The 25,036-nt window shown below is 61.6% G+C and carries 23 protein-coding genes and 1 pseudogene; 15 read left to right on the top strand and 9 right to left on the bottom strand.

Annotated features, from left to right (window positions below; translation table 11 throughout):
* The first annotated feature begins 29 nt into the window (after positions 1-29).
* The 3 genes from VE23_RS25935 (at position 30) to VE23_RS15380 (ending at position 4,520) form a co-directional block, all read left to right on the top strand.
* Positions 30-2,759 carry an exosporium glycoprotein BclB-related protein gene (locus VE23_RS25935; protein WP_269745997.1) on the top strand — a complete coding sequence of 910 codons (2,730 nt, stop codon included), beginning with the start codon at positions 30-32 and terminating at the stop codon, positions 2,757-2,759.
* A 395-nt stretch (positions 2,760-3,154) separates the two neighbouring features.
* The gene (locus tag VE23_RS15385; RefSeq protein WP_049868459.1) at positions 3,155-3,841 is read left to right on the top strand and encodes a queuosine precursor transporter; all 687 of its coding nucleotides are present in this window, start codon (positions 3,155-3,157) and stop codon (positions 3,839-3,841) included.
* A gap of 160 nt (positions 3,842-4,001) precedes the next feature.
* On the top strand, positions 4,002-4,520 hold the full coding sequence (locus VE23_RS15380) for a DinB family protein (protein WP_049868458.1): 519 nt from the start codon (positions 4,002-4,004) through the stop codon (positions 4,518-4,520).
* A gap of 156 nt (positions 4,521-4,676) precedes the next feature.
* Here the strand turns inward: VE23_RS15380 and VE23_RS15375 are convergent, their stop codons facing one another.
* Complete coding sequence (locus tag VE23_RS15375; protein ID WP_049868457.1) at positions 4,677-5,495, bottom strand: DUF817 domain-containing protein; 819 nt, start codon at positions 5,493-5,495, stop codon at positions 4,677-4,679.
* 241 nt (positions 5,496-5,736) lie between these two features.
* Complete coding sequence (locus VE23_RS15370; RefSeq protein WP_048744859.1) at positions 5,737-6,222, bottom strand: GAF domain-containing protein; 486 nt, start codon at positions 6,220-6,222, stop codon at positions 5,737-5,739.
* 149 nt (positions 6,223-6,371) lie between these two features.
* On the opposite strand from VE23_RS15370, the gene VE23_RS15365 reads away from it, so the two are divergent.
* From VE23_RS15365 to VE23_RS27395, 3 genes are all read left to right on the top strand, one after another.
* Positions 6,372-6,959 (top strand): TetR/AcrR family transcriptional regulator, encoded by a 588-nt coding sequence (locus VE23_RS15365; RefSeq protein ID WP_049868456.1) that lies wholly within the window; start codon positions 6,372-6,374, stop codon positions 6,957-6,959.
* A 69-nt stretch (positions 6,960-7,028) separates the two neighbouring features.
* Positions 7,029-8,354 (top strand): MFS transporter, encoded by a 1,326-nt coding sequence (locus VE23_RS15360; protein ID WP_049868455.1) that lies wholly within the window; start codon positions 7,029-7,031, stop codon positions 8,352-8,354.
* Between the two features lie 368 nt (positions 8,355-8,722).
* Positions 8,723-9,685, top strand: a complete 963-nt coding sequence (locus tag VE23_RS27395; protein ID WP_232316967.1) for a transglycosylase SLT domain-containing protein — start codon at positions 8,723-8,725, stop codon at positions 9,683-9,685.
* A 361-nt stretch (positions 9,686-10,046) separates the two neighbouring features.
* Here the strand turns inward: VE23_RS27395 and VE23_RS15345 are convergent, their stop codons facing one another.
* A complete protein-coding gene (locus VE23_RS15345) occupies positions 10,047-10,376 on the bottom strand; it encodes a hypothetical protein (RefSeq protein ID WP_021881828.1) in 330 nt (109 codons plus the stop codon).
* An 18-nt stretch (positions 10,377-10,394) separates the two neighbouring features.
* The gene (locus VE23_RS15340; protein ID WP_048744856.1) at positions 10,395-10,913 is read right to left on the bottom strand and encodes a CcdC protein domain-containing protein; all 519 of its coding nucleotides are present in this window, start codon (positions 10,911-10,913) and stop codon (positions 10,395-10,397) included.
* Positions 10,914-11,104: 191 nt separating this feature from the next.
* On the opposite strand from VE23_RS15340, the gene VE23_RS15335 reads away from it, so the two are divergent.
* The gene (locus VE23_RS15335; protein ID WP_083436245.1) at positions 11,105-12,892 is read left to right on the top strand and encodes an ABC transporter ATP-binding protein; all 1,788 of its coding nucleotides are present in this window, start codon (positions 11,105-11,107) and stop codon (positions 12,890-12,892) included.
* Positions 12,889-14,772 (top strand): ABC transporter ATP-binding protein, encoded by a 1,884-nt coding sequence (locus VE23_RS15330; protein WP_048744855.1) that lies wholly within the window; start codon positions 12,889-12,891, stop codon positions 14,770-14,772. The genes VE23_RS15335 and VE23_RS15330 overlap by 4 nt, the downstream gene beginning before the upstream one ends.
* 344 nt (positions 14,773-15,116) lie before the next feature.
* On the opposite strand, the gene VE23_RS15325 is transcribed toward VE23_RS15330, so the two are convergent.
* Both VE23_RS15325 and VE23_RS15320 read right to left on the bottom strand, forming a co-directional pair.
* Entirely contained in the window at positions 15,117-15,308 is a 192-nt protein-coding gene (locus VE23_RS15325; protein WP_021882196.1) for a hypothetical protein, read from the bottom strand.
* A gap of 92 nt (positions 15,309-15,400) precedes the next feature.
* Positions 15,401-16,222, bottom strand: coding sequence for a phosphotransferase (locus tag VE23_RS15320; protein ID WP_049868453.1), 822 nt, complete (start codon positions 16,220-16,222; stop codon positions 15,401-15,403).
* A 125-nt stretch (positions 16,223-16,347) separates the two neighbouring features.
* Between VE23_RS15320 and VE23_RS15315 the strand changes: the two genes are divergently transcribed.
* Positions 16,348-16,722 carry a hypothetical protein gene (locus tag VE23_RS15315; RefSeq protein ID WP_021882194.1) on the top strand — a complete coding sequence of 125 codons (375 nt, stop codon included), beginning with the start codon at positions 16,348-16,350 and terminating at the stop codon, positions 16,720-16,722.
* Entirely contained in the window at positions 16,677-17,744 is a 1,068-nt protein-coding gene (gene yidC / locus VE23_RS15310; RefSeq protein ID WP_069202478.1) for a membrane protein insertase YidC, read from the top strand. The genes VE23_RS15315 and yidC overlap by 46 nt, the downstream gene beginning before the upstream one ends.
* Before the next feature lie 112 nt (positions 17,745-17,856).
* On the opposite strand, the gene VE23_RS15305 is transcribed toward yidC, so the two are convergent.
* Together VE23_RS15305 and VE23_RS15300 are read right to left on the bottom strand one after the other, a co-directional pair.
* Positions 17,857-18,312, bottom strand: a complete 456-nt coding sequence (locus tag VE23_RS15305) for a hypothetical protein (RefSeq protein WP_048749198.1) — start codon at positions 18,310-18,312, stop codon at positions 17,857-17,859.
* A gap of 494 nt (positions 18,313-18,806) precedes the next feature.
* Positions 18,807-19,580, bottom strand: a complete 774-nt coding sequence (locus VE23_RS15300; protein WP_049868452.1) for an ABC transporter ATP-binding protein — start codon at positions 19,578-19,580, stop codon at positions 18,807-18,809.
* A 160-nt stretch (positions 19,581-19,740) separates the two neighbouring features.
* Between VE23_RS15300 and VE23_RS15295 the strand changes: the two genes are divergently transcribed.
* From VE23_RS15295 to VE23_RS26560, 5 genes and pseudogenes are all read left to right on the top strand, one after another.
* The gene (locus tag VE23_RS15295) at positions 19,741-20,634 is read left to right on the top strand and encodes an AraC family transcriptional regulator (protein WP_049868451.1); all 894 of its coding nucleotides are present in this window, start codon (positions 19,741-19,743) and stop codon (positions 20,632-20,634) included.
* Between the two features lie 137 nt (positions 20,635-20,771).
* Positions 20,772-23,471 carry a choice-of-anchor I family protein gene (locus VE23_RS15290; RefSeq protein ID WP_049868450.1) on the top strand — a complete coding sequence of 900 codons (2,700 nt, stop codon included), beginning with the start codon at positions 20,772-20,774 and terminating at the stop codon, positions 23,469-23,471.
* Positions 23,472-23,550: 79 nt separating this feature from the next.
* Entirely contained in the window at positions 23,551-23,793 is a 243-nt protein-coding gene (locus VE23_RS26565; protein WP_157053972.1) for a hypothetical protein, read from the top strand.
* Between the two features lie 12 nt (positions 23,794-23,805).
* Positions 23,806-24,084: pseudogene (locus VE23_RS27855) on the top strand (helix-turn-helix transcriptional regulator); the annotation flags it as partial.
* Entirely contained in the window at positions 24,000-24,206 is a 207-nt protein-coding gene (locus tag VE23_RS26560) for a hypothetical protein (protein WP_049868449.1), read from the top strand. The pseudogene VE23_RS27855 and the gene VE23_RS26560, both read left to right, overlap by 85 nt.
* 7 nt (positions 24,207-24,213) lie before the next feature.
* Here VE23_RS26560 and VE23_RS15280 read toward each other — a convergent pair whose 3' ends face one another.
* Complete coding sequence (locus VE23_RS15280; RefSeq protein ID WP_049869758.1) at positions 24,214-24,999, bottom strand: helix-turn-helix domain-containing protein; 786 nt, start codon at positions 24,997-24,999, stop codon at positions 24,214-24,216.
* Positions 25,000-25,036 lie beyond the last annotated feature (37 nt).

The raw sequence follows: 25,036 nt of genomic DNA, 5'->3' as shown, positions 1-25,036 counted from the left end.
AGCGGCCTCACTCCCAAAAGGATTGCGAGATGCCTGTCCGAAAGAAGCATCATTGCGTGATTCCGGTCACGCCGGCGGAAGCGGATCAATGGGAAGCCCTGCTGGAATGGCTTGATCAGGCATTGTCGGAATGGCCAAGAGGCGTTGCGGACGGGTCGCTCAGAGAGGTGCTGGGCCAGCTGCTGCTTCTCATCAACTCGATGCGGATTCCCTTGCAGGAAAAAGGGGTGCTGCAGGCGGCTCTGGAGCTGGCGATCGGTCAGTATGAAAATCGGAGCGAAAGCGATGCGCTGCTGATTGTCACTCTCCAAGCAATGGTGACCGAGTTGCTCGGCGCGGTTCTCGTCTTTTGCGTATCCCCGCGCGTCAAGGATGGATGGGTCGGCCTGCTTCGCGAGACTGGACAGCTGCTGGCTCTGGCGGGGCGGTCGCTGGGCGCAAGAGGAGCTGCCGGCGCAACGGGCCCGACCGGACCTGCCGGTCCGGCAGGAGTTCCCGGGGCCATAGGCCCGGCTGGAGCTGTGGGGCCAGCCGGCGCCCCCGGCTTGCCGGGAGCGGCCGGGGCAACCGGGACGCCGGGTCCCCCGGGCGATCCTGGAGAGACCGGGCCGAGCGGCGCGACAGGAACGGCAGGGTCGGAAGGAGCGACCGGCGCAACGGGAGCGACCGGTCCGGCTGGACCTGCGGGAGGGCCGACGGGGCTTACAGGAGCGACGGGGGCGACCGGAACCGATGGCAGTACGGGGACGACAGGCCCGACCGGGGCGACCGGGACGACGGGAGCGGGAGCGACAGGAGCGACCGGGCTGGCCGGGGACACGGGAGCCACGGGAGCGGTCGGCGCGACGGGTGCAACGGGAGCGGGAGCGACAGGAGCGACGGGGCTGGCCGGAGCAACCGGGGACACGGGAGCCACGGGAGCGGTCGGCGCGACAGGTGCAACTGGAGCGGGGGCGACAGGAGCGACAGGGCTGGCCGGGGACACGGGAGCCACGGGAGCGGTCGGCGCGACGGGTGCAACGGGAGCGGGAGCGACAGGAGCGACGGGGCTGGCCGGAGCAACCGGGGACACGGGAGCCACGGGAGCGGTCGGCGCGACGGGTGCAACGGGAGCGGGAGCGACAGGAGCGACGGGGCTGGCGGGAGCAACCGGGGACACGGGAGCCGCGGGAGCGGTCGGCCCGACAGGTGCAACCGGAGCGGGGGCGACAGGAGCGACAGGGCTGGCCGGGGCGACAGGAACCACAGGAGTCACGGGTATTACAGGGAACACGGGCCCAACCGGAGCAACAGGGTTGACTGGAGCAACCGGAGCTACAGGAGCAAACGGAGTCACAGGAACAATCGGCGTAACAGGAGCAACGGGAGCCGCAGGAGTTATGGGTGTTACAGGGGACACGGGCCCAACCGGAGCAACAGGGTTGACTGGAGCAACAGGAATTACGGGAAGCACAGGAGTAACGGGGGCAACCGGAGTCACAGGAGCAACAGGCGTAACAGGAACAACGGGAGCCGCAGGAATTACAGGTGTTACTGGTGTTACAGGGGACACGGGCCTAACGGGAGCAACAGGGTTGACTGGAGCAACCGGAGTCACAGGTTTAACAGGAGCAACGGCAGTCACAGGAGCAACGGGGGTAACGGGAGCCACAGGACCAACCGGAACAACCGGATTCACAGGTTCAATCGGGGCAACCGGGGCAACAGGAGCAACCGGAGCAACCGGAGCCCAAGGAGTAACCGGGGTAACAGGTGTCACTGGACCAACCGGGGTAACGGGCGTGACCGGAGCGACTGGAATTACGGGAATCACGGGGGCAACCGGCTCCACAGGTTCAACAGGAGCAACCGGATTCACAGGTTCAACCGGGGCAACAGGAGCCACAGGCCCAACGGGAGCGACAGGAGCAACAGGAACCACAGGATTAACCGGGGTAACAGGCGGCACTGGACCAACAGGAGTCACAGGAGCAACGGGAGTCACAGGAGCAACAGGAACCACAGGATTAACCGGGGTAACAGGTACCACTGGACCAACAGGAATAACGGGAGCAACCGGAGCAACGGGAGCAACAGGAGCAACAGGAGCTGCAGGTTTAACAGGAGCAACTGGAACTACAGGGGCAACCGGGGTAACAGGTGGTGCTGGACCAACAGGACCAACTGGAGCGACAGGAGTCACAGGTTCAACAGGAGCAACAGGAGCAACCGGAGCAACGGGGTCAACCGGTATTGCAGGTACGGGGGCCATCATTCCTTTCGCATCCGGCACTCCTGTCGCATTGACGACGATTGCTGGGGGGCTTGCCGGAACGGGCGGGCTTGTCGGTTTTGGCAACTCCGTGTCGAGCGTCAATGTCGGAGGTGCCACGATTGATTTGACGGGCGCGGCGGGGACGCTACTCAATTTTGCCTTCTCGGTTCCGCGTGCGGGTACGATTACTTCCTTGGCCGCATATTTCAGCACAACGGCTTCGCTAAGTCTGATCGGCTCTACGATTACAATCACGGCTACGCTGTACAGCTCGGCGACACCAAATAATACTTTCAGCCCGGTAGCCGGAGCTGTCGTTTCGCTCGCGCCGGCTCTTACCGGGACTCTGTCGATCGGAACCGTCAGCAACGGCCTGACGTCGGGTCTGTCCATCCCGGTAACCGCACAGACTAGACTGCTGCTGGTCTTCTCGGCGACGGCGACGGGTTTGACGCTCGTCAATACGGCGGCGGGTTATGCGAGCGCGGGGCTGGCGATCACTTGATTCCGGTGATGAAAGAAGGATGAAGCCAGTTTGGATTCATATAAAGATTTTTCCATGAACTAAAACCGATCATGGCCGGGTTCTGTCCGTCTAACATGACCGGGAATGCGGCCTGCGGCGGAGCGGAATCTTCGCCGCAGGCTTTTTCGCCTCCGGCGGCGCTGCCCGCTCCGCCTCCTTCTGTGCCGGAAGGGACAAGCCCGCCCGTTCACGAACGTCGGACCCTCCAAGGCGGCAATGGATTCCAAGCCAAGACACGGAAGCCTCTTTGTGCTATGATGATACAGGTTTTTTGGCGGAGACGCGGCCGGGAGCTCCAAGCTTCCGGCTGCGTCCATTTGCCGCACGCGGTTCGTAACCATCCCGCGTCACCAAAACTAGGGGGTAGTATGTTCATGTTCAATTTCACCTGGGGCGTGTTCTTCGTCCTGGTCAACTTCGCGCTGTTCCTGGCGTGTTATCGTTTCTTCGGCAAAAAAGGCCTCTATGCCTGGATCGGCTTCGCGACGGTGGTCGCAAATATCCAGGTGACGGAGACGATCTCCATGTTCGGCATCGTCATGACGCTCGGCAACACGATCTATGCGTCGCTTTACATGACGACGGACTTGATCAACGAGCGCTACGGCGGCAAGGAGGCCCGCCAGGCGGTATGGTTCGGCTTCTTCATTCTCATCGCCACAACGATCCTCATGCAGATGGTGCTCAAGTTTGATCCGGCGGAGACCGATTTCGCCCACGAATCGCTGTCGACGATCTTCGGCCTGATGCCGCGTCTGGCGCTTGCCAGCCTGAGCGCTTACTTCATCAGCCAGTTTCTGGACGTGCGCGTCTTCTCGGTGCTGAAACGGCGCTTCGGCGGACGCAACCAGTTCTGGATCCGCATCAACGGAAGCACGATCTTGAGCCAGTTCGTGGATTCGCTCGTCTTCTGCACGATCGCGTTTGCAGGAGTCAGCGGTTATTCATGGGATATCTGGATTCAAATCTTCCTAACCACGTACGTGATGAAGTTCGTCATCTCCATCGCATCGACGCCGGTGCTCTATCTGGCGCGAACGTTCCGGTTCAAGGACGAATAAAGCCGCTCGGCGGCAGCCGCAGCAGCCCGGCCCGCATGAATGCGGCCGGGCTGCTGCCGTTTAGAAGGCGTATTCGCTGCGGAAGCGGATGAATTTTGGAAGGGAAAAAGCGTTGGATGTCGAATTCATTCCTTCCAAGACAAGGAGAGGTGGACAGCCTATGCAGGAGAGACCGCAGAACCATGAAGTGCCCGATTACGAGAAGCCTTATGTCGGGGCCGTTCCCGATGGAGACCTGCTCGCCATTCTGGAAGGACAGCAAGCCGACATGCTTGGCCTGCTGGATACGCTTGCGGAGGAACAGCTGGAATTCCGCTATGCGCCGGGCAAATGGAGCATTCGCCAAGTCATCGGCCATGTGGCCGACAACGAACGGATACTGGCCTACCGGCTGCTGCGTTTCGCACGCGGCGATGCCACGGAGCTGCCGGGCTACGACGAGAATCTTTTGGTTGCCGAGGGGCCTTTCACCAGCTGGACGAGGGCTCAGGCCGCGGCCGACTATTCCGCTGTGCGGCAGGCGACATTGACGCTGCTTCGCGGTTTGCGGCCGGAAGATTGGCAGCGCGAAGGAGTGGCCAACGGTCTGCGGCACTCGGTTCTGCTGCTGGCCTGCGTCATTGCCGGTCATGAGAAGCATCATTTAAACATCCTGCGGGAGCGTTATATGAAGGAGTGAGGGAAGAGAGAGCCGGGGACAGTTCCCGGCTCTCTCTTTGCGGATTTCATCCTGGAGATGGGACGGACTGCCTGCCAAGGGACGGCTTCTCGAGATCAGGTGCGGACAGAAGAGCATCCGCAGATATTTCGTTTGCCAGAGATGAATCCTCTGCGGTCAGGCTTGTGATTCGTTTCCTTGGGCTTTGATCCGCTTCAGCTGGGCTACGATCAGAATGCTGATTACGACGAGCAGGAACCAGGAGCTGAGCTTGCTCCAGTGGACCATCGTCCAGTCCAGCTCCTGGTCGGGGTAGCGCCAGGCGCCGAGAAAGGTGGAGATATTTTCGGCGATCCAGATGAACAGAGCGATCAACCCGAAGCTGAGCAGCATCGGCATGCGCATCGTTCTGCCTCCCGCCGTATAGGAGACGGTCGTGCGCCAGAACAAGAGGGCAAGCAGAGCTGTCAGCCACCAGCGAAGGTCGGGCAGCCAGTGATGGGTGAAGAAATTGGCATAGATCAGCAGGGCCGTCCCTGCGGCGGCATAGGAATTGGGCCAGCGGTGGAATTGAAGGCCGAGCCTTCTCCAGGCCTGGCAAATATAGCTGGCCACGCTGGCGTACATGAAGCCGCTGTAGAGCGGAACGCCGCCGAGCTTGCTCCAGGCTTCGCCGGGATAGCTCCATGAACCCATGTTTACCTTGAACAGCTCCAGCGCCAGGCCGATGAGATGGAACAAGGTGATGACCTTGAGCTCATCCCATGTCTCCAGCCGCGTCCATATCATCGCCGCCTGGGCCGCCAGACAGATGACGAGGAGCAGATCATAGCGGGATAATCCAGGAACATGCACAAGCTTGGTCATTCCGAGCGAAGCGAAGATGACAATCGGAAAGGCGCAGCTGAGCGCCTGGCTCCAGCCGAAGGCCAGCAGGGTGCGGAGGCTTGCTGCCGGAGACCAGGCTCCGAAGCGGCCGGTCAGGCTTTTCAGCATGATTTCAGCTCCTTTGAAGCCATGAACGAATGGGGTTGGAAAAAAGTTTCCACACGAGCAGGGAAGCCGGAAGCGGAAGCTTGCCCGCTTACGCGGCTTGGCGGCAAAAAAGGATGTCGGCAAAAAAACAGGACCGCGGGCAGCGGTCCTGTTCCAATGAATAGTTGCGGAGCTTCATGGAATGATTCTCGTCCAGGCCACGCTTCGTCTTGCAATGGCGGCACAAGGAGCCGGACGCCGACTAGCCGAGCCGCGCCGAGAGTACGGCTGCGAAGCGCTCCAGCTGCACGCGGTCGATATCGTCGAAGCGGTTCAGGATCGGGCTGTCGATGTCGAGCACGCCGATCAGGCGGCCGTCTGCCGTCAACAGAGGCACGACGATCTCCGACTGCGAGGCGGCATCGCAGGCGATATGGCCCGGAAAGGCGTGCACGTCAGGGACGAGCATCGTTTCCTTGCGCTCCGCCGCGGTGCCGCAGACGCCGCGCCCGACCGGGATGCGGACGCAGGCCGGAAGCCCTTGGAACGGGCCGAGCACGAGTCCCTGCTCGTCGAGCAGGTAGAATCCCGCCCAGTTGATATCGGCGAGGAATTGCGCGAGCAGCGCCGAGGCGTTCGCCAGGTTGGCGATGGCGTTCGGCTCGTCCTCGATCAGCGCTTCGAGCTGGCGGATGACCGTCCCGTACTGCTCTTCGCGGGTTCCGTCGTAAGTGACTGTATGGAACATTTGCTTCTTCCCCTTTCTTCGTGGACTTACAATATCATATCTGCGGCACTGCGGTAAATGGCATGGCGGTCCAATTATTGACCGATCGTTCTGAAACGAATATACTGGACTAAAATTTGAAGCCGATAGGAACAAAATGGAGGTGCAGGATGGCCAGACCGAAGGAGTTCGACCCTGCGAAGGCGCTGGACCAGGCGCTGGAAGCATTTTGGGATCAAGGCTACGAAGCCGCATCCGTGCAGGGGCTGTGCTCTGCCATGGGCATCAACAGGGGAAGCCTTTATGATACGTTCGGAGACAAGGAGACGCTCTTCACCGCCTGCATGGATCGTTTCCGCGCCTTGCAGGAGCAAGGGCTCTACCGGATCCTGGAACGCCGGGAAGAAGATCCGCAGGAGCAGCTGCGGCTGTTCTTCGATGCGGTCGTCGAGTCTTCGCTCGTGAACTTTTCCCGGGGCAGAGGGTGCTTCATGACGAACACGACGCTAGGCTCGTCGGTCCGTCTCCCCTCGATCGCGCAGCGTGTGGAGGATTATCATCTCTATACCGAAGACGTGCTGCTGCGTTTTCTGGAGGATGCGTCGAAGCGCGGATTGACCAAGGATGGCTTGCAGCCTCGAGAGGCGGCGCGCTTCCTGCTTGCCATCAAGCAGGGAATTCATGTCACCGCACGCACGGAAGCGGGTCGGAGCATGCTGGAGGATGTATGCCGGATGGCTGTGAATGCCGTATTTTGAGCGGCGTTTGCGCGCTCTTTTTTGAACGATCGTTCCAATAACCTGTCCAACCGAAAGGAAGTGTCTCTAATGAAAAGAATGCTCGGCATCCTCATCATCATGTCGCTGGTCGCCACATCGGTGTCCTCCTTGTTTCCGCTGTACCATCGGGACTATGGCCTGAACAGCCTGGAGCTGACCCTGCTGTTCGCCAGCTACGCGGCCGTCCTGCTTCCTGTCCTGCTCCTGACCGGAGTCCGTGCCGCTTCCTGGGGGCATAAGCGGGTCATACGGGTCGGAATCTGGCTGTCGATCGCCTCGTCGCTTCTGTTCATGCTCAGTACCGACGCCTGGATGCTGTATGCGGCGAGAATGGCCGAAGGAGCGGCATACGGCCTGTTCACGGGAACGGCGACCCCGTTCCTGCTTCGCCACACGCCGTCGTCCCGGACGGGGAAAGCGATTCTGCTGTCCGGCATGACCGTTTCCCTCGGCTTCGGAATCGGGCCCGCCATTACCGGACTGTTCGCCCAGTATGCTCCTGTCATGCCTTCACGGCTCCCGTATGCCCTGTTCATCGCCCTTCTGCTGGCATGCGCGGCTGTGCTGGAGACGCTCCATTCGCATGAGGAGGAGAACACAGGGGTACAGGCGCCGGACTTGGATAGAGATGCAGCAAGCGGAGCCGGGCTCCATAGAATTCCTGCGGCCGATGCCGCAAGCGCGCTCGGAGCGGAAGGGAAGAGCCGTGAGCGCCGGGGCGCGCTGCTCGGCGTCCCGGCATCCATCGGCAGACATTTCTGGACTATGAGCGCTTTGTCGGGGTTCACCATTTTCACCTTGAACGGAATTGTCCTCTCGCTCATTCCGACATTCGTCACGAACGTCCTCCACAGCTCCAATCTCTCCATCAGCGGCCTGCTGGTGCTGCTGCTGCTTGGAGGCGGCGCCTTGACGCAGCTGATTCCCCTTCCATTGAATCCCGTCGTGCGCCTGCGGGCCGGGCTGCTCATTCTGGCAGCCGGCGCCTGGACAGTCGTGCTCTCGGGCCATGAAGGAAGCCTCGGCCTGTTATGGTTTGGCGTCGGCCTGCAGGCGCTCGGCAGCGGCTGGTCCTTCCAGGCCAGCCTTCGCTTCGCCGGCGAGCTGCCCCGCCCCGCAGACCGTCCGCGCGTCATCACGACCTATTACCTCGCAGCCTACTCCGGCTTTATCGTTCCGATGACCGGGCTCGGAGTGCTCAGCTATGCTTTCGGCATGTCGGCGGCGATGGTGGTGCTGAACATTCTCGGCCTGCTGCTTGTGCTCTACGCCGCCTTTTATTCCGTAGGGTTCAAGCGCGAGTACGGCGCGCTGCTGAAATGCCGGGCCGCCGCATCCGTCAGTGGGGGGCGCCCGGCAGCGGCGGAAGGCTGATCGATAAAGAGACAGCCGCAGGCCTATCAGGCCTGCGGCTGTCAGTCCAGCTGGCAGGTCGCAGACCGCTCGCTTACGGCGGGCGCGTCATTCCGGAGAAGCGGCTGCCCGTCTATTCCACTGGTTATTTAAGGCAAGACGGGGAGAACGGACCGGGCTTGCCGTCTCCCTTGCCATCGTCGAGCGCTGCAAGCCGGCAGCCATAGTCGTTCTGAAAAAAATAGAAATGCATATTAATCGTATGATGAACCGCTATCCCATGGGTCGCCGCCAGTTCAGAAAGGAGGAATAGCCAGCGATAGAATGATCATCCTGTTTTGGCTTCGCAAATGTAATCGATTATATTTCAAAGAAAGGTTGTGTTCCTGATGAGTCTTCCTTCTTTCCTCCAAAAAAAGCTGGCTTTTACGTTAGCGCTTCTGGTCGGTATTTTGATGATCGCATTTCCGCCAGCCAAAGCATCCGCAGCGACTCTATACAGCCTCCAAGCCCGAGCCAACAACAGTTATGTCAGTGCCGACAATTATGGCAGCAATCCTTTAGTGGCCAACCGGACTTCGGCCAGCGCATGGGAACAATTCCAGGTGATCAACAATTCGGATGGCACCATCTCTCTCCTGTCCATGGCCAACAACAGGTATGTGGCGGCCGATCTTAATCAAGGAGCCAAGCTGATTGCCAGAAGCGCCAGCATCCAGCAATGGGAGAAATTCACGAAGGTCGTCTTGGCGGACGGAACCATCGCGCTAAGAGCCTTGGCCAACAATCAGTATGTATCGACCGATTTGAACAACGGCGCGGTTCTGGCGGCGAACAGAGCTGCCGTAGGCGGCTCATGGGAAGCATACAACCTTGTCAGCACCGGCTCTACGGGCGCGGGCGTATCCAAGCCTGCCGAAGCTCCCGGCTATATTTGGAACTATGCGGTGAATGCGGACAATCGGTTTGGCAAAAACGGCGATTTCGCTTTGCTCCTCTGTGCCGTGATCAAAAAAGAAACGAACTATGGCACCTATACATCCGGTCCATCCGGTGCGGATGGACTGATGCAGGTGGAGCCCAACACAAGAAACGGCTATTCCAGCCAGTTCCTCTCTACATTCGGGCATGCCTACAACCACGGCGATCAGCAGGACCAAGTGTATATGGGAGCCATGATTCTAAATGATATGATCAATAGGGGAGGATACATCTGGAAAGGGTTGGCGCTCTACAACGGGGGACCCAACTGGTATCCGGGAGCGACGGATTCCTACGGCCGTGTCATCCATGCCGAGCAATACGCTGACGAGGTCTATGCCACCTACCGCAGCTACGGCGGCGTGAACTGAGACGAACGAATCCGGGCCAGGGCGCCCATGAGAAGCACCGTTGTTTTTCATTATGATCGGCCCCTCTTCTTCCTTGCCGCATGCTGACTATAAAGGGCGGCTCTATAGGCCAAGGCTGGCGGACTTCCCTTCCATTGTGAGGGGGAGTCCGCCAGCGCTGGTATCGGCAGGAACCGCTCCTCGCAATTTCTGCACATGCAAAAGCCGGCATCTCCCCCTGAGGCAGAGGCCGGCTTGGGCCTTGTACTGGATGCGCTCCATAGGGGCGTCGATCGCCTCATGGACGATCCCTCGCAGCCGGGCGGCAGGCTCCCGCTGCCAAGGCTCCTTCACGGCTCCGGATTCATGGCCATTCCCCTTCTTATAAGATTGAAAATACGGTTGCCAAGGCGAAGAGGACCGCGATGGCGGCAGCCGTCATCGCGAATCCCTTGACATAGCTGCGGGCGAAGGACGGCCCTTCCTGCGGCTCGCGGCCGGACCACTTCCAGATGGCTCCAAGCGCGAGACCGGCCAGCGCGATCCGGACGGCAAAGCGGAGAAGGTTCAGGATGTAGTCCCGCAATGGAAGCTCGGCCACGCTCTTTACTCGACCGGAAATCTGCGTGACGGAGTCGGGCACGAGGAGCAGTCCCAGGGCCAGGCCGAGCAGAAACGTGTACAGGGCCGTTTTGAGCAGGTAACGCTCCATAGGCCGGATTCCTCCTTTCTATCTTTCGATGGACCCGTTCTTTAGAGGGCTCATCGCTGTTCTGTATTTGAAAAAGCTTCCGATCCTCCATACGGCGATGTAGCAGACGGCGATCGACATCGTGAGAAAGACGAATTGGCCCGGCTGCAAATGTTGCAGGTACCGGGACAAAGCCAGCCTGAGAACGATGACGGCTAGGATGACATACTTGAAATTCGCATTCGGCTTCGTATAGACGCGCCCGTCCGCATTCAGCTCGTATCCGGTATGGTACAGCATCACGGCGCCAAGCGCGATCCCGATCAGCACGGCGCACAGCTCCTCCCACAGGGGAGGGTATTGCACGGCTTGGCCGGTTGCAGACAGGGACGACACGCTGGCGAAGAAGCCGAGCAGCACGAACAGAATCGGCAGCATCATGAGCCACCCGCCGGCGCGGATCGGACGGGCCTGGGAGGAGCGCACGGAACGGCGCCAGTAGACGAGAAGCAGTACAAGCAGGATGAAGCCATAGGTGCCTAGCATTTCCGAATTCAAATTCCTCACTCCTTGAGCGGCCGCTGGGGCGGGATTGCTGTATAGGATAAGTGTAGGCTTATTCCCAATTCCATACAATAGCGAATAGGCTCGAAATTTTATTTCAACGACAACTTTGGTTTAGGCCGAATTCGCCATTGACGATCGAGAGGGGGCTGAAGTACAGTAACGGAATGGAAGGAAGTGTTCGTATGTCAGGGGAACAAACGGCGGGCGCCGTCAAGCCCGCCAAGGGCTGGGGCGTCTACCGGGAGATGCTGGCCCGCTACGTTTTTCCGCAGCGCCGGCTGCTGTGGAGCCTTGCGGCGCTGCTGCTCGTCTCGATCGGGCTGCAGCTGGTCAATCCGCAGATTATCCGGTATTTCATCGACAGTGCCCAAAGCCAAGGAAGCATCACGGCGCTGTACTATGCGGCGGGTCTGTTCATCGCTTTTTCTTTGCTTCAGCAGGGAGTATCGGTAGCGGCGGCCTACTTCAGCGAGAATCTCGGCTGGACGACGACGAACAAGCTGCGCGCGGAGCTCGCCGAGCATTGCCTGTCGTTGGATATGAGCTTCCACAAGACGCAGACGTCGGGCTCCCTGATCGAGCGGGTGGACGGCGACGTCAACGCGCTGGCGAATTTTTTCTCCAGCTTCATCATCCATCTGGCCGGCAACATCGTCCTGATGCTCGGCATCCTGGCGCTGCTGTTCCGCGAGAGCTTCTGGATCGGACTTGTCATGACGGCGTTCGTCGTCGGGGCCGTCTACGTCATCCAGTGGATCCGCAAGTTCAACGTGCCCGTGTGGAAGAACTGGAGGCAGATCAACGCCGAGTTCTACGGCTTCATCGGGGAGCATCTGGAGGGCACCGAGGACACCCGGGCCAACGGAGCGGCGGGCTACGTCATGAACCGCTTCTATGAGATGACGCGCCGCATGCTGCCTATCCGCATGCGGGCCTTCCTCGGATTCTGCATGATGTGGAGCACGACGATCCTGGTGTTCGCGCTCGGCAACGCGGCGGCGTTCATCGTCTGCGCGATCCTGTGGAAGAACGGCCAGAGCGGCCTGACGATCGGCTCCATCTATCTGGTGTTCTATTATACGGAGCAGCTGGCGAAGCCGATCGAGAAGATCCGCACCCAGCTGGAGGATCTGCAAAAAGCGGACGCCAGCCTCATGCGCGTGCGCGATCTGCTGGCGACGAAGCCGCTGATCCAGGACGGGCCGGGAGCTCCGCTGCCTGATGGGCCGCTCGCGGTGGAATTCCGCGATCTGGAATTCGCCTACGAGGAAGGCGGCCGCGCCACGCTCGACCATCTGCAGCTGAGGCTCGAGCCGGGACAGACGCTCGGCCTGCTGGGACGGACCGGCAGCGGCAAGACGACGATCGCGCGCCTGCTGCTGCGCTTTTACGATCCGCAGTCGGGCGCCATCGAGCTGGCGGGGACGGACATCCGCCAGTTCAAGCTCCACGAGCTGCGCCGCAAGGTGGCGATGGTGACGCAGAACATCGAGATTCTGGAGGGAAGCGTCCGCGACAACCTGACGCTGTTCGACGACAGCATCCGGGAGGAGAGGATCGCCGAGGTGCTCAAGGATCTGGGTCTCGGCGCCTGGTATGAGGCGCTGCCTGACGGCCTGGACACGATGCTCGCCTCCGGCGGAGGCAGCCTGTCGGCCGGAGAAGCGCAGCTGCTCGCCTTCGCCCGCGTCTTCCTGACGAATCCCGGCCTCGTCATTCTCGACGAAGCCAGCTCGCGTCTCGACCCTCTGACGGAAGCCCGCATCGAAGCGGCCGTCGACCGGCTGCTGGAGGAGAAGACCTGCATCATCATCGCCCACCGGCTGGCGACGATCCAGCGGGCCGATCGGATTCTGATCCTCGAGAACGGCCGGATGCTGGAGAGCGGACGCCGCGAGGAGCTTGCAGCCGATCCGCAGTCGCGGTTCAGCCGCATGCTGGCTGTAGGGATGGAGGAGGTGCTGGCATGAAGACTAGACATTTTTTCTGGCGGCTAATCGGCTACCGGCCCGGCTTGTATCTGCTCAACCTGTTGACCTGGTCGCTTATCCATATGGCTCCTCTCGTGCCCGGCCTGCTGACCAAAGCCTATTTCGACCATCTGGAAGGAACGTACGAGTTCCCCTACGGCGTATGGGCGATCGCGGCTCTCCTCGTCGCCGCGGCGCTGGCCCGGATCGCCCTGATCTTCGGAGGCTTCCTGACCGACGTCAACTTCCGCTTCCGGATGGCGATGCTGATCCGTCGCAATATGCTCTCCCATGTGCTGAGACAGCCGGGCGCGAGGGCGATTCCGACTTCGCCGGGCGAGGCGATCAGCAACTTCCGCGACGACGTCGATCATACGGAGGAAGCGATGAGCTGGTCGGTCGACACGCTCGGCCTCGTCGGCTTTGTCGTCGTTGCGAGCTGGATTCTCGTCTCGATCGACGCCCAACTGACCGTATTCGTGTTCGTGCCGCTCATCCTCGTCGTCACGGCGGCCCAGATCGCGACGGCGCGCATCCACAAGTTCCGCGCCGCCAGCCGGGAATCGACGGCCAAGGTGACGGGCGCGATCAGCGAGATGTTCTCCAACGTGCAGGCCATTCAAGTGGCGGGCGCAGAGAAGCGCATCGTGGACCGGTTCGTAGCCTTGAGCGAGAACCGCCGCCAGAATATGGTCAAGGACAAGCTGCTGACCGAAACGCTGTCGTCCGTGTTCACCAACTCCGTCAATCTGGGGACGGGCCTCATTCTCGTGCTCGCAGGCTATAAGATGCGCAGTGGAGGCTTCACCGTCGGCGACCTGTCGCTGTTCGTGTACTACCTCACCTTCGTCACCCAGCTGACTTCGAACGTCGGCAACTTCATGACCTACTACAAACAGATGGCGGTCAGCTTCGAGCGCATCAAGGCGATGCTGCAGGGGGCGCCGGCTTCTGTTCTGACAGCGGCCCGATATATCGGCCTTGGCAAGCGTGTCGGGGGACGGCCGGACAGGGCGGCATTCCCGGCTTCCCATCACGCTGAGCAAGCGGCGCCTGGCGCAGGCGGACCGGAGACGGGAACGGCTGGCCGGCCGGCTTCCGTGCGGAGAAGCCGGAACATGGACGACGAGCTGCCGTATTTCCAGGCGCCACCGCTGGAAATGCTGGAGGCAAGGGGGCTTACATACCGCTATCCGGAGACGGGGCGCGGCATCGAAGGCATCGATCTGAACATCCGGCGGGGCTCCTTCACTGTCGTTACGGGCATGATCGGGAGCGGCAAGACGACGCTCGTGCGCTCGCTGCTCGGCCTCCTGCCGGCCGAGGCCGGCGATATCCGCTGGAACGGCGAGCTTGTCGGGAATCCGGCCGACTTCTTCGTGCCGCCGCAGAGCGCGTACACCGCCCAGATTCCGCGCCTGTACAGCGACCAGCTGCGGCACAACATCCTGCTGGGAGCGGAGGATCGCCCGGGCGGCGTGGAGCGCGCCTTGCATGCGGCCGTGATGGAAGAGGACATGAACAATCTCGAGCATGGCCTCAGCACGATGGTCGGGCCTCGCGGCGTCAAGCTCTCGGGCGGCCAGGCCCAGCGCACGGCGGCGGCCCGCATGCTGGTGCGCGACGCGCAGCTGTATGTGTTCGACGACTTGTCGAGCGCTCTCGACGTGGAGACGGAACGCCGGCTGTGGGAGAGGCTGTTCACCGAGAAAGGGGACGCGGCCTGCCTCGTCGTTTCGCACCGCAAGGCTGCTTTGACCCATGCAGACCACATCATTGTGATGAACGGCGGCAAGGTTGAGGCGGAAGGCACGGCCGAGGAGCTGCTGAAGACAAGCGACAGCTTCCGCCAGCTGTGGTACGGCGAAGAAACCGGCTGAATGGATGAATGGCCGATTGTCCGTGCAGAGCGGAATCGCACCAGCTTTAGAACCTTACAAGAAGAGGCTGTCCGCAAGTCATGAACATGACTACGGACAGTCTCTTTCCTTTTTTTGGCGCTCCGGCTCCATTGCAATCAGGGATAAGCTCAAACGGCCTGCATCAAGAAAGCAGAAAGTCGGTAACGGACACCTTTGGGAAATTTCATTCATCGGGACCATCTTCGCATTCATGCGGTCGCTCCCTTTCCTTTCCCTGGCTGCAGGTCGAAGGGCCTGCCGGCTTGGGCAAAAAAGCCCTGCCATCTGGCAGGACCGGACAAGCGAAGCGTATGGATGCCGATTCAGAGCAAATAATGATACACATACGTTTTTCCGCACATATTGCGCATATCCGCGTCGTAGACGCGAATTCGAAGCACGTCGCTGACCGTCAGCGACTGGATATAGTCATTCAGCTCGGATTGGCGCTGGAACACGAGCTCCGGCTGCTGCTCATCCTGCCCATCCGCATACCGCAGCGTCCAGGTAGACATAAGGCGGATCCTCCATCTCCTACAGTGAACTCGGATAGATTCAGTTTCTCCTATATTCAATCAACCTAATCAGAACCCGTGAAACCGGATCATCAGGCGGGCCGCAGGCTGTCGCGGACGATGCCCGCAAGGGACAGCTTCTCGTCGGGCGGAAGCCATTCGGCGAGCCTCGCGGCAGCGAGAACCGGCATCCAGGCTTCGAGTTCTCCGCGCTCCAAGCCGCTCAGCCGCAGGTAGGTGCGAAGATAGCGGGAGAGCAGCAATCTGCGGACGGAGGTCAGAATGAGCTCGAAGGCGCGAGAGGACTCCTCCGGGAGCGAGCCCGTGCGCAGCATGAGCACGGTGCGGGCGGCATCCGCGGCAGGGTGGCCGTAGCTGGCGGTCATCCAGTCGATGATCCAGCCTTTGCGGCCGTCGATCATGATGTTGTCGGGATGAAGGTCGCCGTGGAGAAGCTGGCGGCCGACGGGCAGCTTGTCCAGGCTGGCGAGAACGCCTGCCTTCTCTTCGCGGGACAAAATAGGCGCCGCTTCGATCTTCTCCCGCAGCGCTTCCTTGAGGCAGGGCAGCCCGGAGTCCGGTCCGGCGCCCGTACGGTGCACGGCTACATGTAGACGAGCCATATGAGCCGCATCGCGGAAAAGATTCCACGGCTTCTGAACGAGCCGGCGCAGCATCGTGCTGCCGGACAGGCGCTCGTAGACGATGGCGGGGCGGTCTTCCCATTCCAGCAGCTGCTCCGGCTTGGGAGTGGGCAGGCCGGCTTTGACCGCGAAGCGTCCGGCCTTGAATTCGAACTCGGCATAGGCGCGCGGCATGCCTTCCTTGAAGATTTTCAGCAGGCGGTTCTGCCCATAAAGACGGATTTGCGCGGTACGGCCCTGTGCCAGTACCGCTCCGGGTGCATGCTCCATGGGTATTTTCATCTCCGATCCTAGAGGCAAGGTTCTCGTACAAAATACCTATTCTGGAAACGATTCCATAATCCTTCTTCTCCCAGACAAGGAATCGGGCCTCTGTAGCGCGGGAGAGCCCGGTTATGGTACGCTCAAGGTACTTGAACCGGGAGGTGAGTTTATTGTTCGAGCTTCATGAATTGCTGTCGTGGATCTGGTCCATCGGCATCGTCTGCTCCGCGGCTTATTATTATTTTGCCTGGTTCCATGATGCCGTCCAGGATGGCGGCTGGCGCCCCTCCGGAGTGCGCTTCGCGCCTCCGGGGGCGCCGAAGAGCGCCGCGATTCCAAGCCCGCTGCGGCTGCGGCTGGTCCGCCTGTCCAAGCGCAAGGATTCCCCCGATGATGACGGAGCGGATTGCCTCTCCCTATTCCAAGGCCGCTCAGCCAACGAATGGGGAGGATATTATTCATGGACACGAACAAGGACCGCCGATTCGCGGTTGCGGATGAGGTAACGAACAACCGCCGGAACGAAGCTCCGCGCAAGCGCAAATTCTGGAGCCGTCCGGCCAAGGCGATCGCCGCCGCGGGCAGCCTGCTGCTGCTCGCGGGATGCGGAGCCAAAGGAACCATCGACTCGGATACACCGGGATTTTTCAACCATTACGTCGTTTATCCGCTATCCTGGGTGCTGGAGCACCTCGCTTCTTTCTTCAGCGACAACTATGGCCTCGCCCTGATCGCCGTCACGCTGCTCGTGCGTCTCGTGCTCATGCCGCTCATGCTCCGGCAGTACCGGAGCCAGCAGATCATGAAGGGCAAGATGAAGAGGATGCAGCCGGAGCTCGACGACCTCAAGGCGCGCCATGCCGACAAGTCGCCGGAGACGATGCAGAAGCAGCAGCAGGAAATGATGGAGCTGTACAAAAAGCACGGCTACAATCCGCTGGCCATCGGCTGCCTGCCGATGCTGATCCAGCTGCCGATTCTGACGGGGCTGTATTACGCCATTCGGATGAGCCCCGATCTGGCCAGCCACACGTTTCTGTGGTTCCAGCTGGGCAAGCCGGACATCATCCTGCCTTTCCTGGCCGCCGCCGTATACTTCGTGCAAGCCAAAGTATCCCAGAGAGGCGTCGAACAGACGGACATGCAGCGCCAAATGGGCTGGATCATGTACCTATCGCCGATCATGATGGGCTTCTTCTCCTTCACGGCTCCCGCAGCGCTGCCGCTGTACTGGGCCGTCGGCGGCATCATCGTCATCCTGCAGACGCTGCTTGGGCAGCGGCTGTTCCGCCATTTGGCGGAGCCCGGACATCCGGAGGCGGCGGACAGCGGTCCGGCTGCTCCCGGCGGGCTCGCGCTGGCGGGCGGCGGAGCGTCGGTCTCGGCGGCCGCCGGAACGGGCCTTGCCCAGCAGCGCCAAGCTGCACGGGCCAAGGGCGACGGCGGCGGCTCCAAGCCGCGCGGCAGCTCCGGCGGCGACCGGGGCAGCGGCGGATCGCGCCAAGGACGCAAGCCGGGCAAGCGCTAGACGGGCTTGCCGCTACAACGGGAAAAGCCTTCATTCCGCCGACGTGCGGAATGAAGGCTTTTTTTGTGCGTCGTGCATGAAAACCGCCTGCGGATTGCGCGTGCCTGCAGGCCTATACCTGGACCTCGACAGGCTCGTCGGCGCCTTTTACCTTCACCAGCATCGCCTTCACGTTCTGAGACTCGCCGAGGTTGACGTTTTTCGCATTGAACTCGAAGCTGTCCTCGAGCGTTATGCGCTGTCCTTCGTCTACCGTCTGGGCGATCTCCTTGCGCAGCGAGCGCCCAGGATCGTTCAGCAGGAGATTGCCTTTCAGCACGGGCTCGACCCATTCGACTTCAATCGGCTTCTCGCTGACATTCTCGAGCGTGACCCGATAGGTGAACTTCTTCCAGTTGTCCTTGTTCGCCATGATTTCCAGACCTTCGGTGGCGCTGCGGGTTTTCCACCCTCCGGACACGGGGGAGGAGAAGTTGCAGCCCGCCAGCAGAAGGGAGGGCAGGATGGCGCAAAGGACCAGAAGCGTAAACAGGCGGCCAGCAGGCCGTATTCGGTTCGAGCGGTACATGGCGGCAGCTCCTTTATCGTAAGTTGATCATGAATGGGCTTCAGAGGGATCGCATAGGCGCACAGGCGAAAAGATGCAGAGGCTTGCGTATTGATTCCAGTGTAAAGGCTGCGCCGCCGGCGATGCAAAGGACGGAATGTGACAGTTGCCGGTCATCTCGCGGATGCGTCTATTTTGTGAAGATCATCCTAATATTTGCTCCTTGTTCGGGTTGTAGTACATTATTTTGCCGAAGGGGCTGGAATGCATGGCCTGGGCAACAGGGCTTGGGGCTTGTCGCAGCCGCCGCTTTTCCGCCCTGGCAGGAATCCCAGGGTCAAGAACAGCTGGCCGACGCAGCGGAGCGGGGCAAGGAAGCTCTGCAAGCTCCATGACAAAAAGCCCGGCATGCCGGGCTTTTTTGCTTTCTATCGGAGCTGCGGATTCATCTCCATAGGGTCGGGAAACAGAAAAAACATACCGCCGCAGGCTGCTCCAGCAGCTCTCCTGCTCTGCTATTCAGCGCGGACAAAATATCGGTCGCCATGGCGCTCCACGGCGACGGGGGCCTCGAAAAACCGGCTCAGGGTTCCGTCTGTCAGCACGTCGCCCGTGCTGCCGCTGCGGAACACCTCTCCTCTGCGCAGCAGCAGGGCATGGCCGAAGACAGGCAGGATCTCCTCCGTATGATGCGTGACGTAGATCAGCGAAGGGGCGTCGTGCTGCCGCGCCAGCCCGTCGATGCTCTCCAGCAGCCGCTCGCGCGAGAACAGGTCGAGGCCGTTGCAAGGCTCGTCCAGGATGAGGATGCGCGGGCGAGCCATCAGGGCGCGGGCGATGAGCAGCTTCTGCTTCTCGCCCTGCGAGCAGGTGCCGTATTCCCGATCCCACAAATGGGCGCAGCCGAGCGTCGCCATCAGCTCCCGCGCCGTCTCGAGGTCTTCCTCCTGCACCTTGTCGTAGAGTCCGATCGTCGCATGCTTGCCGCTGATGACGACAAGCTGGGCGCGGTCGGTCTTGTACAGCTTCTCTTGCAGCGAGTTGCTGACCCACCCGATGGATTTGCGCAGCTCCCGCAGATCCACTTCGCCGTACCGCTCTCCGAGCACCTCGACCGAACCCTCCGAGGGCCAGATGTAGCCGCAAATGATGTTGAGCAGCGTCGTTTTGCCCGACCCGTTGAGGCCGAGCAGCGCCCAGTGCTCTCCCGGCTTCACCTGCCAGCTGATGTCCTGGAGCAGCACGCGCTGCTCCCTTCGCCACGACACATGGTTCAATTCGATGATCATGGTGGTTCAGACTTCCTTTCCGTTTCTTCTCTGCCGCCCGTCCCCGTCCATTGACAAGCGCCGCTTATCCTCCTATCGTAACCCTAAACGGCCCGATGCGTCACCCGCGAATGATGCGGAACTGCCGGCCGCAATAATCGCTACAGGGGGCGAAGGGCGGATGGAAATGATGTTTCAGACCGGAGCGGTCGAGCTCTGGAGAGGCGCCGAAGGCTTCGCCAATACGCCCCACATCCATGAAGACTGGGTGCAGCTGACGCTTCCGGTCCAGGGCAGCTGCGAGTTCATCCAGGACGGCAGAGCCTGGGGGCTGAAGCCGGGCAGCGGATTGGTGCAGCCGCCCCGGGCTCTGCATCACTTCCGGCTGGAGAAGGGGGCGTCGGTGATCATCCTGAAATGCCGGGAGGACGCTGTGGCGGCGCCAGCCGCTTCCTCCGGTCATCCTTACGAGAATATGGCCAAGAGCTTCGATGCCGAAGCGCTGTCGCGCCGCTTCCGCATCTGGTCCGGCCAATTGATGAAGGCGCAGCTTGCCGGGGAAAGTGATGTCCGGGGGACCGAGCGGGAAATCATGGCGTACATGAACGGGATTCTCTCGGCCGCCCCCGGGACTGAAGCTCGGCAAGAGCAGCCGGGCGCGGGATTAGCCGGGTTTCCCCTGCTTGCTCCCGAATCCGGCTCCGCTTGTGCAGAGATTGCCGCCGGTGGCTCGTCAGGTTCGGCGGTTCCGACCGCCGCAAGCCCTTGCATGCAAAAAGTCGTCGACTTCATGAAGGAAGGCTACGCCGGCCGAATCACAATTGAAGAGCTCGCCTCGATCGCCTGCTTGAGCCGGTTCCACTTTATCCGGTCGTTCCGGGCCGAGACGGGGCTGACGCCTTACCAATACTTGCTGCGGCTGCGCATCGAAAAGGCGAAGGACCGGCTCTCCCGCTCTTCGGATTCCGTGTCCCATATCAGCGGGGAGCTCGGCTTCTCCAGCCCCAGCCAGTTCTACCGCTCGTTCCAGAAGCTCGCGGGCACGACGCCGCAGGCTTACCGCAGCCGCTGGTGAAAGGGCGTGCGGCCTTCATGAATTCTTAACATGGATGTGATTCCTCCTTTACATCTCCTTGATATGCTGACAGGCAGGAAGCAAAGCGGGCAGCAGGCCTGGTACCGGCATGTCCGCATCAGAGGGGGAAACGGAAGATGAACCGCTACAAACGCAAAATGAGCCGCACGCTGGGGCTTACGCTCAGCTTGTCGGCTGCGGCGATGGCGCTGCTGCCCGCCGGAATCGGCACCGCACAGGAGGGCGGCGCGGAGCCGGCCTCCATCGTCGGACAAGCCTTGGCCGCGCCGGCAGCCGACGCTGCCGATGTACCGACAGCTTCGGCTGCCGTTTATAAGGACCTGTTCAGCGTCACGAAGATCGGCTCCTACAGCGAAGGGGTCACGAACAAGGACGGCGGCGTAGCCGAGATCGTCAAATACAACCGCGACAACGGAAGGTTCTACCTCGTCAACGGCTCGGGCAACCCGCCGAGCCTCGACATCGTCAAGCTGGCCGAGGGACAGATGGTCAAGGAGAAGCAGATCGACATCCGGGCGCTTGCCGAGCAGGAGAGCGGATTCCTGTACGGGGACTTGACGAGCGTGGATATCAATACGGCCGCGGGCCGCGTATTCGCCGCCGTGCAGGCCAAGGGTGCCGGGGATCCGGGCCGTATTTTGGAGCTTGACTACGAGGGCAAGCTGATTCGGACATATGAGGCGGGCTCCCAGCCGGATATGGTGAAGTCGACGCCGGACGGGCGTTACGTGCTGACGGCCAACGAAGGCGAGCCGCGCGAGGCCGGCATCGATCCCGAAGGCAGCGTCACCATTGTCGACCGCCAATCGCATTCGGTGCGCCATGCGAAGTTCGACGATCCCTCCATCATCGACGATCTCGTTCATATTCGCGGCGATGCGGACGCAAAGGGGCTGATTACGGGGCCGGGAACGAAGGAGCGGGCGCTCACGGATCTGGAGCCGGAATATATCGCCTTGTCCGGGGATGCGGCCACGGCTTATGTGACGCTGCAGGAGAACAACGCCGTCGCGGAGCTGGACATCGCATCCGGCAAGTTCCTTTCGGTGAAGGGGCTGGGCTTCAAGGATTTCAGCAAGCCGGAAAATGCGCTCGACCTGCTCAAGGACGGCAAGATCTCGCTGGAGAACGTCCCGTTCTTCGGACAATACATGCCGGACGGCATCGCATCCTTCCAGGCCGGGGGCAAAACGTATCTGATCACCGGCAATGAGGGCGACGCCACCGACTTCCCCGGCCGCAAGAACGGCTCGACCGTCAAGGATCTGAAGGCCGCTCTGGATCCGAACTCGGCGGCTGCGAGGTTCCTGAACGGAACGACCGTCTACGACAAGGTCGAGGCGTCGAGCGACATGGCCAAGGACGGTATTTACATGTACGGAGGACGCTCCTTCTCCGTCTGGGACGCCGCTTCGATGAAGCAGGTGTATGACAGCGGCAGCGGCTTCGAGCGGATTACGGCCGAGCGCCTGCCGAACAACTTCAACGCCTCCAACGACAAGCCCGACATGGATTCCCGCAGTCCCAAAAAAGGGCCGGAGCCCGAGGATGTGAAAATCGGACATGTCGGCGACCGGACGTTGGCCTTTATCGGCCTGGAGCGTGTGGGCGGAGTGATGACGTACGACGTGACGAATCCGGAAGACGCCCGTTTCGTCAACTACACGAACACCCGCGATTTTGGAGCCGGCGATCCGCTTGCTTCGGATACGGCGCCGGAAGGCATCGAATTCATCTCCGCCACGGACAGCCCTACGGGCCAGCCGCTGCTGCTGGTCGCCTTTGAAGTCAGCGGCACGGTCGGCGTGCTTCAGCTCAACACGACCCGGGTGACGCTGGACCGCAGCGATATCGCCCTGACGGCAGGCGGCGACGCCGCATCGCTGAAGGCGACAGTGGCAGCGGGCACGTACGGCTCGGACAACGGCGCGGTGACGTGGACCTCCTCCGCGCCGGACATCGCCTCCGTCGATGGTTCCGGCAAGGTGACCGGGCATAAAGCCGGCACAGCCGTCATCCGCGCCGTGAGCGCCGACGGCTACGGCGCCGCCGAGGCTGCGGTGAAGGTAGCGGCTGCGACGCCGACGCCGAGCGGCACGCCGACGCCAAGCGGCACGCCGACGCCGAGCGGCACGCCGACACCGAGCGGCACGCCGACGCCGACGGCAACTCCGGTGCCATCGGCTACGCCAGCGCCATCGGCGTCTTCGAGTCCTTCCGCCGTTCCGACGGCCAGCCCGGCGCCGACGCCGTCCCCTTCGGCTCCGCTGTTCCGGGACATCAGCGGCCACTGGGCCTCGGATTCCATCCGCCAAGCATCCGCCCAAGGGCTGCTGACCGGTTACGCCGACGGCAGTTTCCGTCCGAACGAGCCGGTTACCCGGCTGGAGCTCACCGTCATGCTGCTTCGCGCCATGGGAGTAAAAGAGCCCGGTCCGGCTGGAGCGTCCGGCTTTTCCGACGGCGCCTCCATTCCGGCCTGGGGCCGGGCATTCGCCGCTGAGGCTGCCAAGCGCGGGCTGGTGTCCGGCTACGAGGACGGCAGCTTCCGTCCCGAACAGCGCGTCACCCGCGCCGAGCTGGCTGTGCTGCTGAGCCGCGCGGCAGGGCTCGAAAGCGGCAAAGCCGCAGCGTCCGGCTTCTCCGATGCGGCGCTCATTCCGGCCTGGGCGCGCGCTGCAGCCGCGTCCGCACAAGCGGCCGGCCTGCTCCAGGGCCGCGAAGGCGGGCGCTTCGCGCCGGCAGCACAGACGACCCGCGCCGAAGCGGCGGTCGTGCTTCTTCGCCTGCTTCAGCTGCCGCAGCAAGGACGCTGAGCCGCAGGCGAGCCATGCTCTCTGCGCGGGGTTATCGCCCCTCTGAGCAGGGTCAACGCACCCTCTGCGTGGGGTTATCGTGCCCTCCGAGCACATTCATCGCATCCTGCGCAAGGTCATCGCGCCTCTATCAAGCGTCTCACCCGACAAGCGGGGAGACGCTTTTCTCATCCCTGCAGGATTTGCGGCTGTTCTCTTCACGACGCCGTCATCCGTGCGGACGCACTGCCACCACTGCATGGAGTCGACCCGGATCTCGGACATCGCGAGGATGGCCGGCGTGCACCGCTCCCATCTCTACGCGGAATTCAGCCGCCGCTAGGGCAGGAGTCCCAAGGCGTACCTGCTCAGAAGGCGAATGGACAAAGCCGCCGAGCTGCTTGCGGCAGACGATCTTTCCGTTACGGAGGTTTCGCTGTCGCTTGGCTACTCGGACCTGTACGCTTTTTCGGGAGCGTTTTGCCGCCATTACGGCATCTCTCCATCCGATTCCCGCCTGCAGAGGGGGCAGGACCGGGCGGCCGGCCCATGGAGGCCGATATCAACGACACCGGCTTTCCGATCGCGAAGTCGCCGATCAAGCCGAAGACGTTCACGCAGCGCGCGCCGCTGAACGGCCCGTATAAGGACATGCTCTTGTTCCAGGACTATGCGAAAAAGACGGGCATCGAGGTGCAGCGGGAGGATGTGCCCGCCGATCTATTCGTGCCTTTGCAAGCAAACGACCATGCCTAGAATCGGATCAGAATCCTTGCCGAGCCTTGCTCAGGAAGTTGTTCATGAGCAGAGGCAAGGAGACCAGGATCGGCGGATCATCCAGCCGGGGCTCATGCAGCAGCACCTCCTGAGGCGGGACGGGGACGCCCGGGAGGACGGCGAGCGGCGCCTTGCCGCGGCTGCGAAGAGTCGTCTCCGGCAGCAGCATGTCCATCCTCCCCATCGTCCAGGAAATAGAGGTGGCCATCAGGTAATAGGTTCCCGGCTTCACGCCGTCGAAGCGGAAGCTGCCGGGATAGCGGACCAGCGTGCCGTACAAAGGGAGGCCTTCCGGAATCGGCTTGGCGAACAAGCCGACGAGGACGAAGCCTTCGAACGGAACCATGGCCTTGATGGTGCCGCTTACGCCCCCCTCCATGAAGATCGGAGCGGCAGGCTGCCGCCAGTCTCTCAGCCGCCGAAGAGACTCGAAATCCCGATCCGCGCTGGTAATCGACTGGCGGAATTCGGCGGGGGATACCCCTACGCGCTGCGTGAAGCGGGTCGTGAACGTGCCCAGGCTCTGCTGCCCGATCTCGAGGCCGATGTCCCGGACGCTCAGATGGGTGCGGAGCAGCATGTCCTTGGACCGCTCAAGACGGATGGAGGACACGTAATACAAGGGCGTCAGTCCGGTGCGTTCCTTGAACAGCCGGGCGAAATGCGAGGGGCTGTAGGAAATGTGCCTGGCCAGCCGGGCAAGCGGCATCGGGTCGAATAGGTGCCGGTGAATGTAGGCGATAACCTGGTCGATCTCACTGCAAGGCACCATGGAAGGATCCTCCTCCGCCCGCGCCGGCGTCAAGCCT

This window comes from Paenibacillus sp. D9, assembly GCF_001188365.1.
In the GTDB taxonomy this organism is placed as follows: Bacteria; Bacillota; Bacilli; order Paenibacillales; family Paenibacillaceae; genus Paenibacillus_O; species Paenibacillus_O humicus.
Note: the sequence above shows the minus strand (reverse complement) of the source record. Positions and strands in the feature narration are given on the sequence as shown.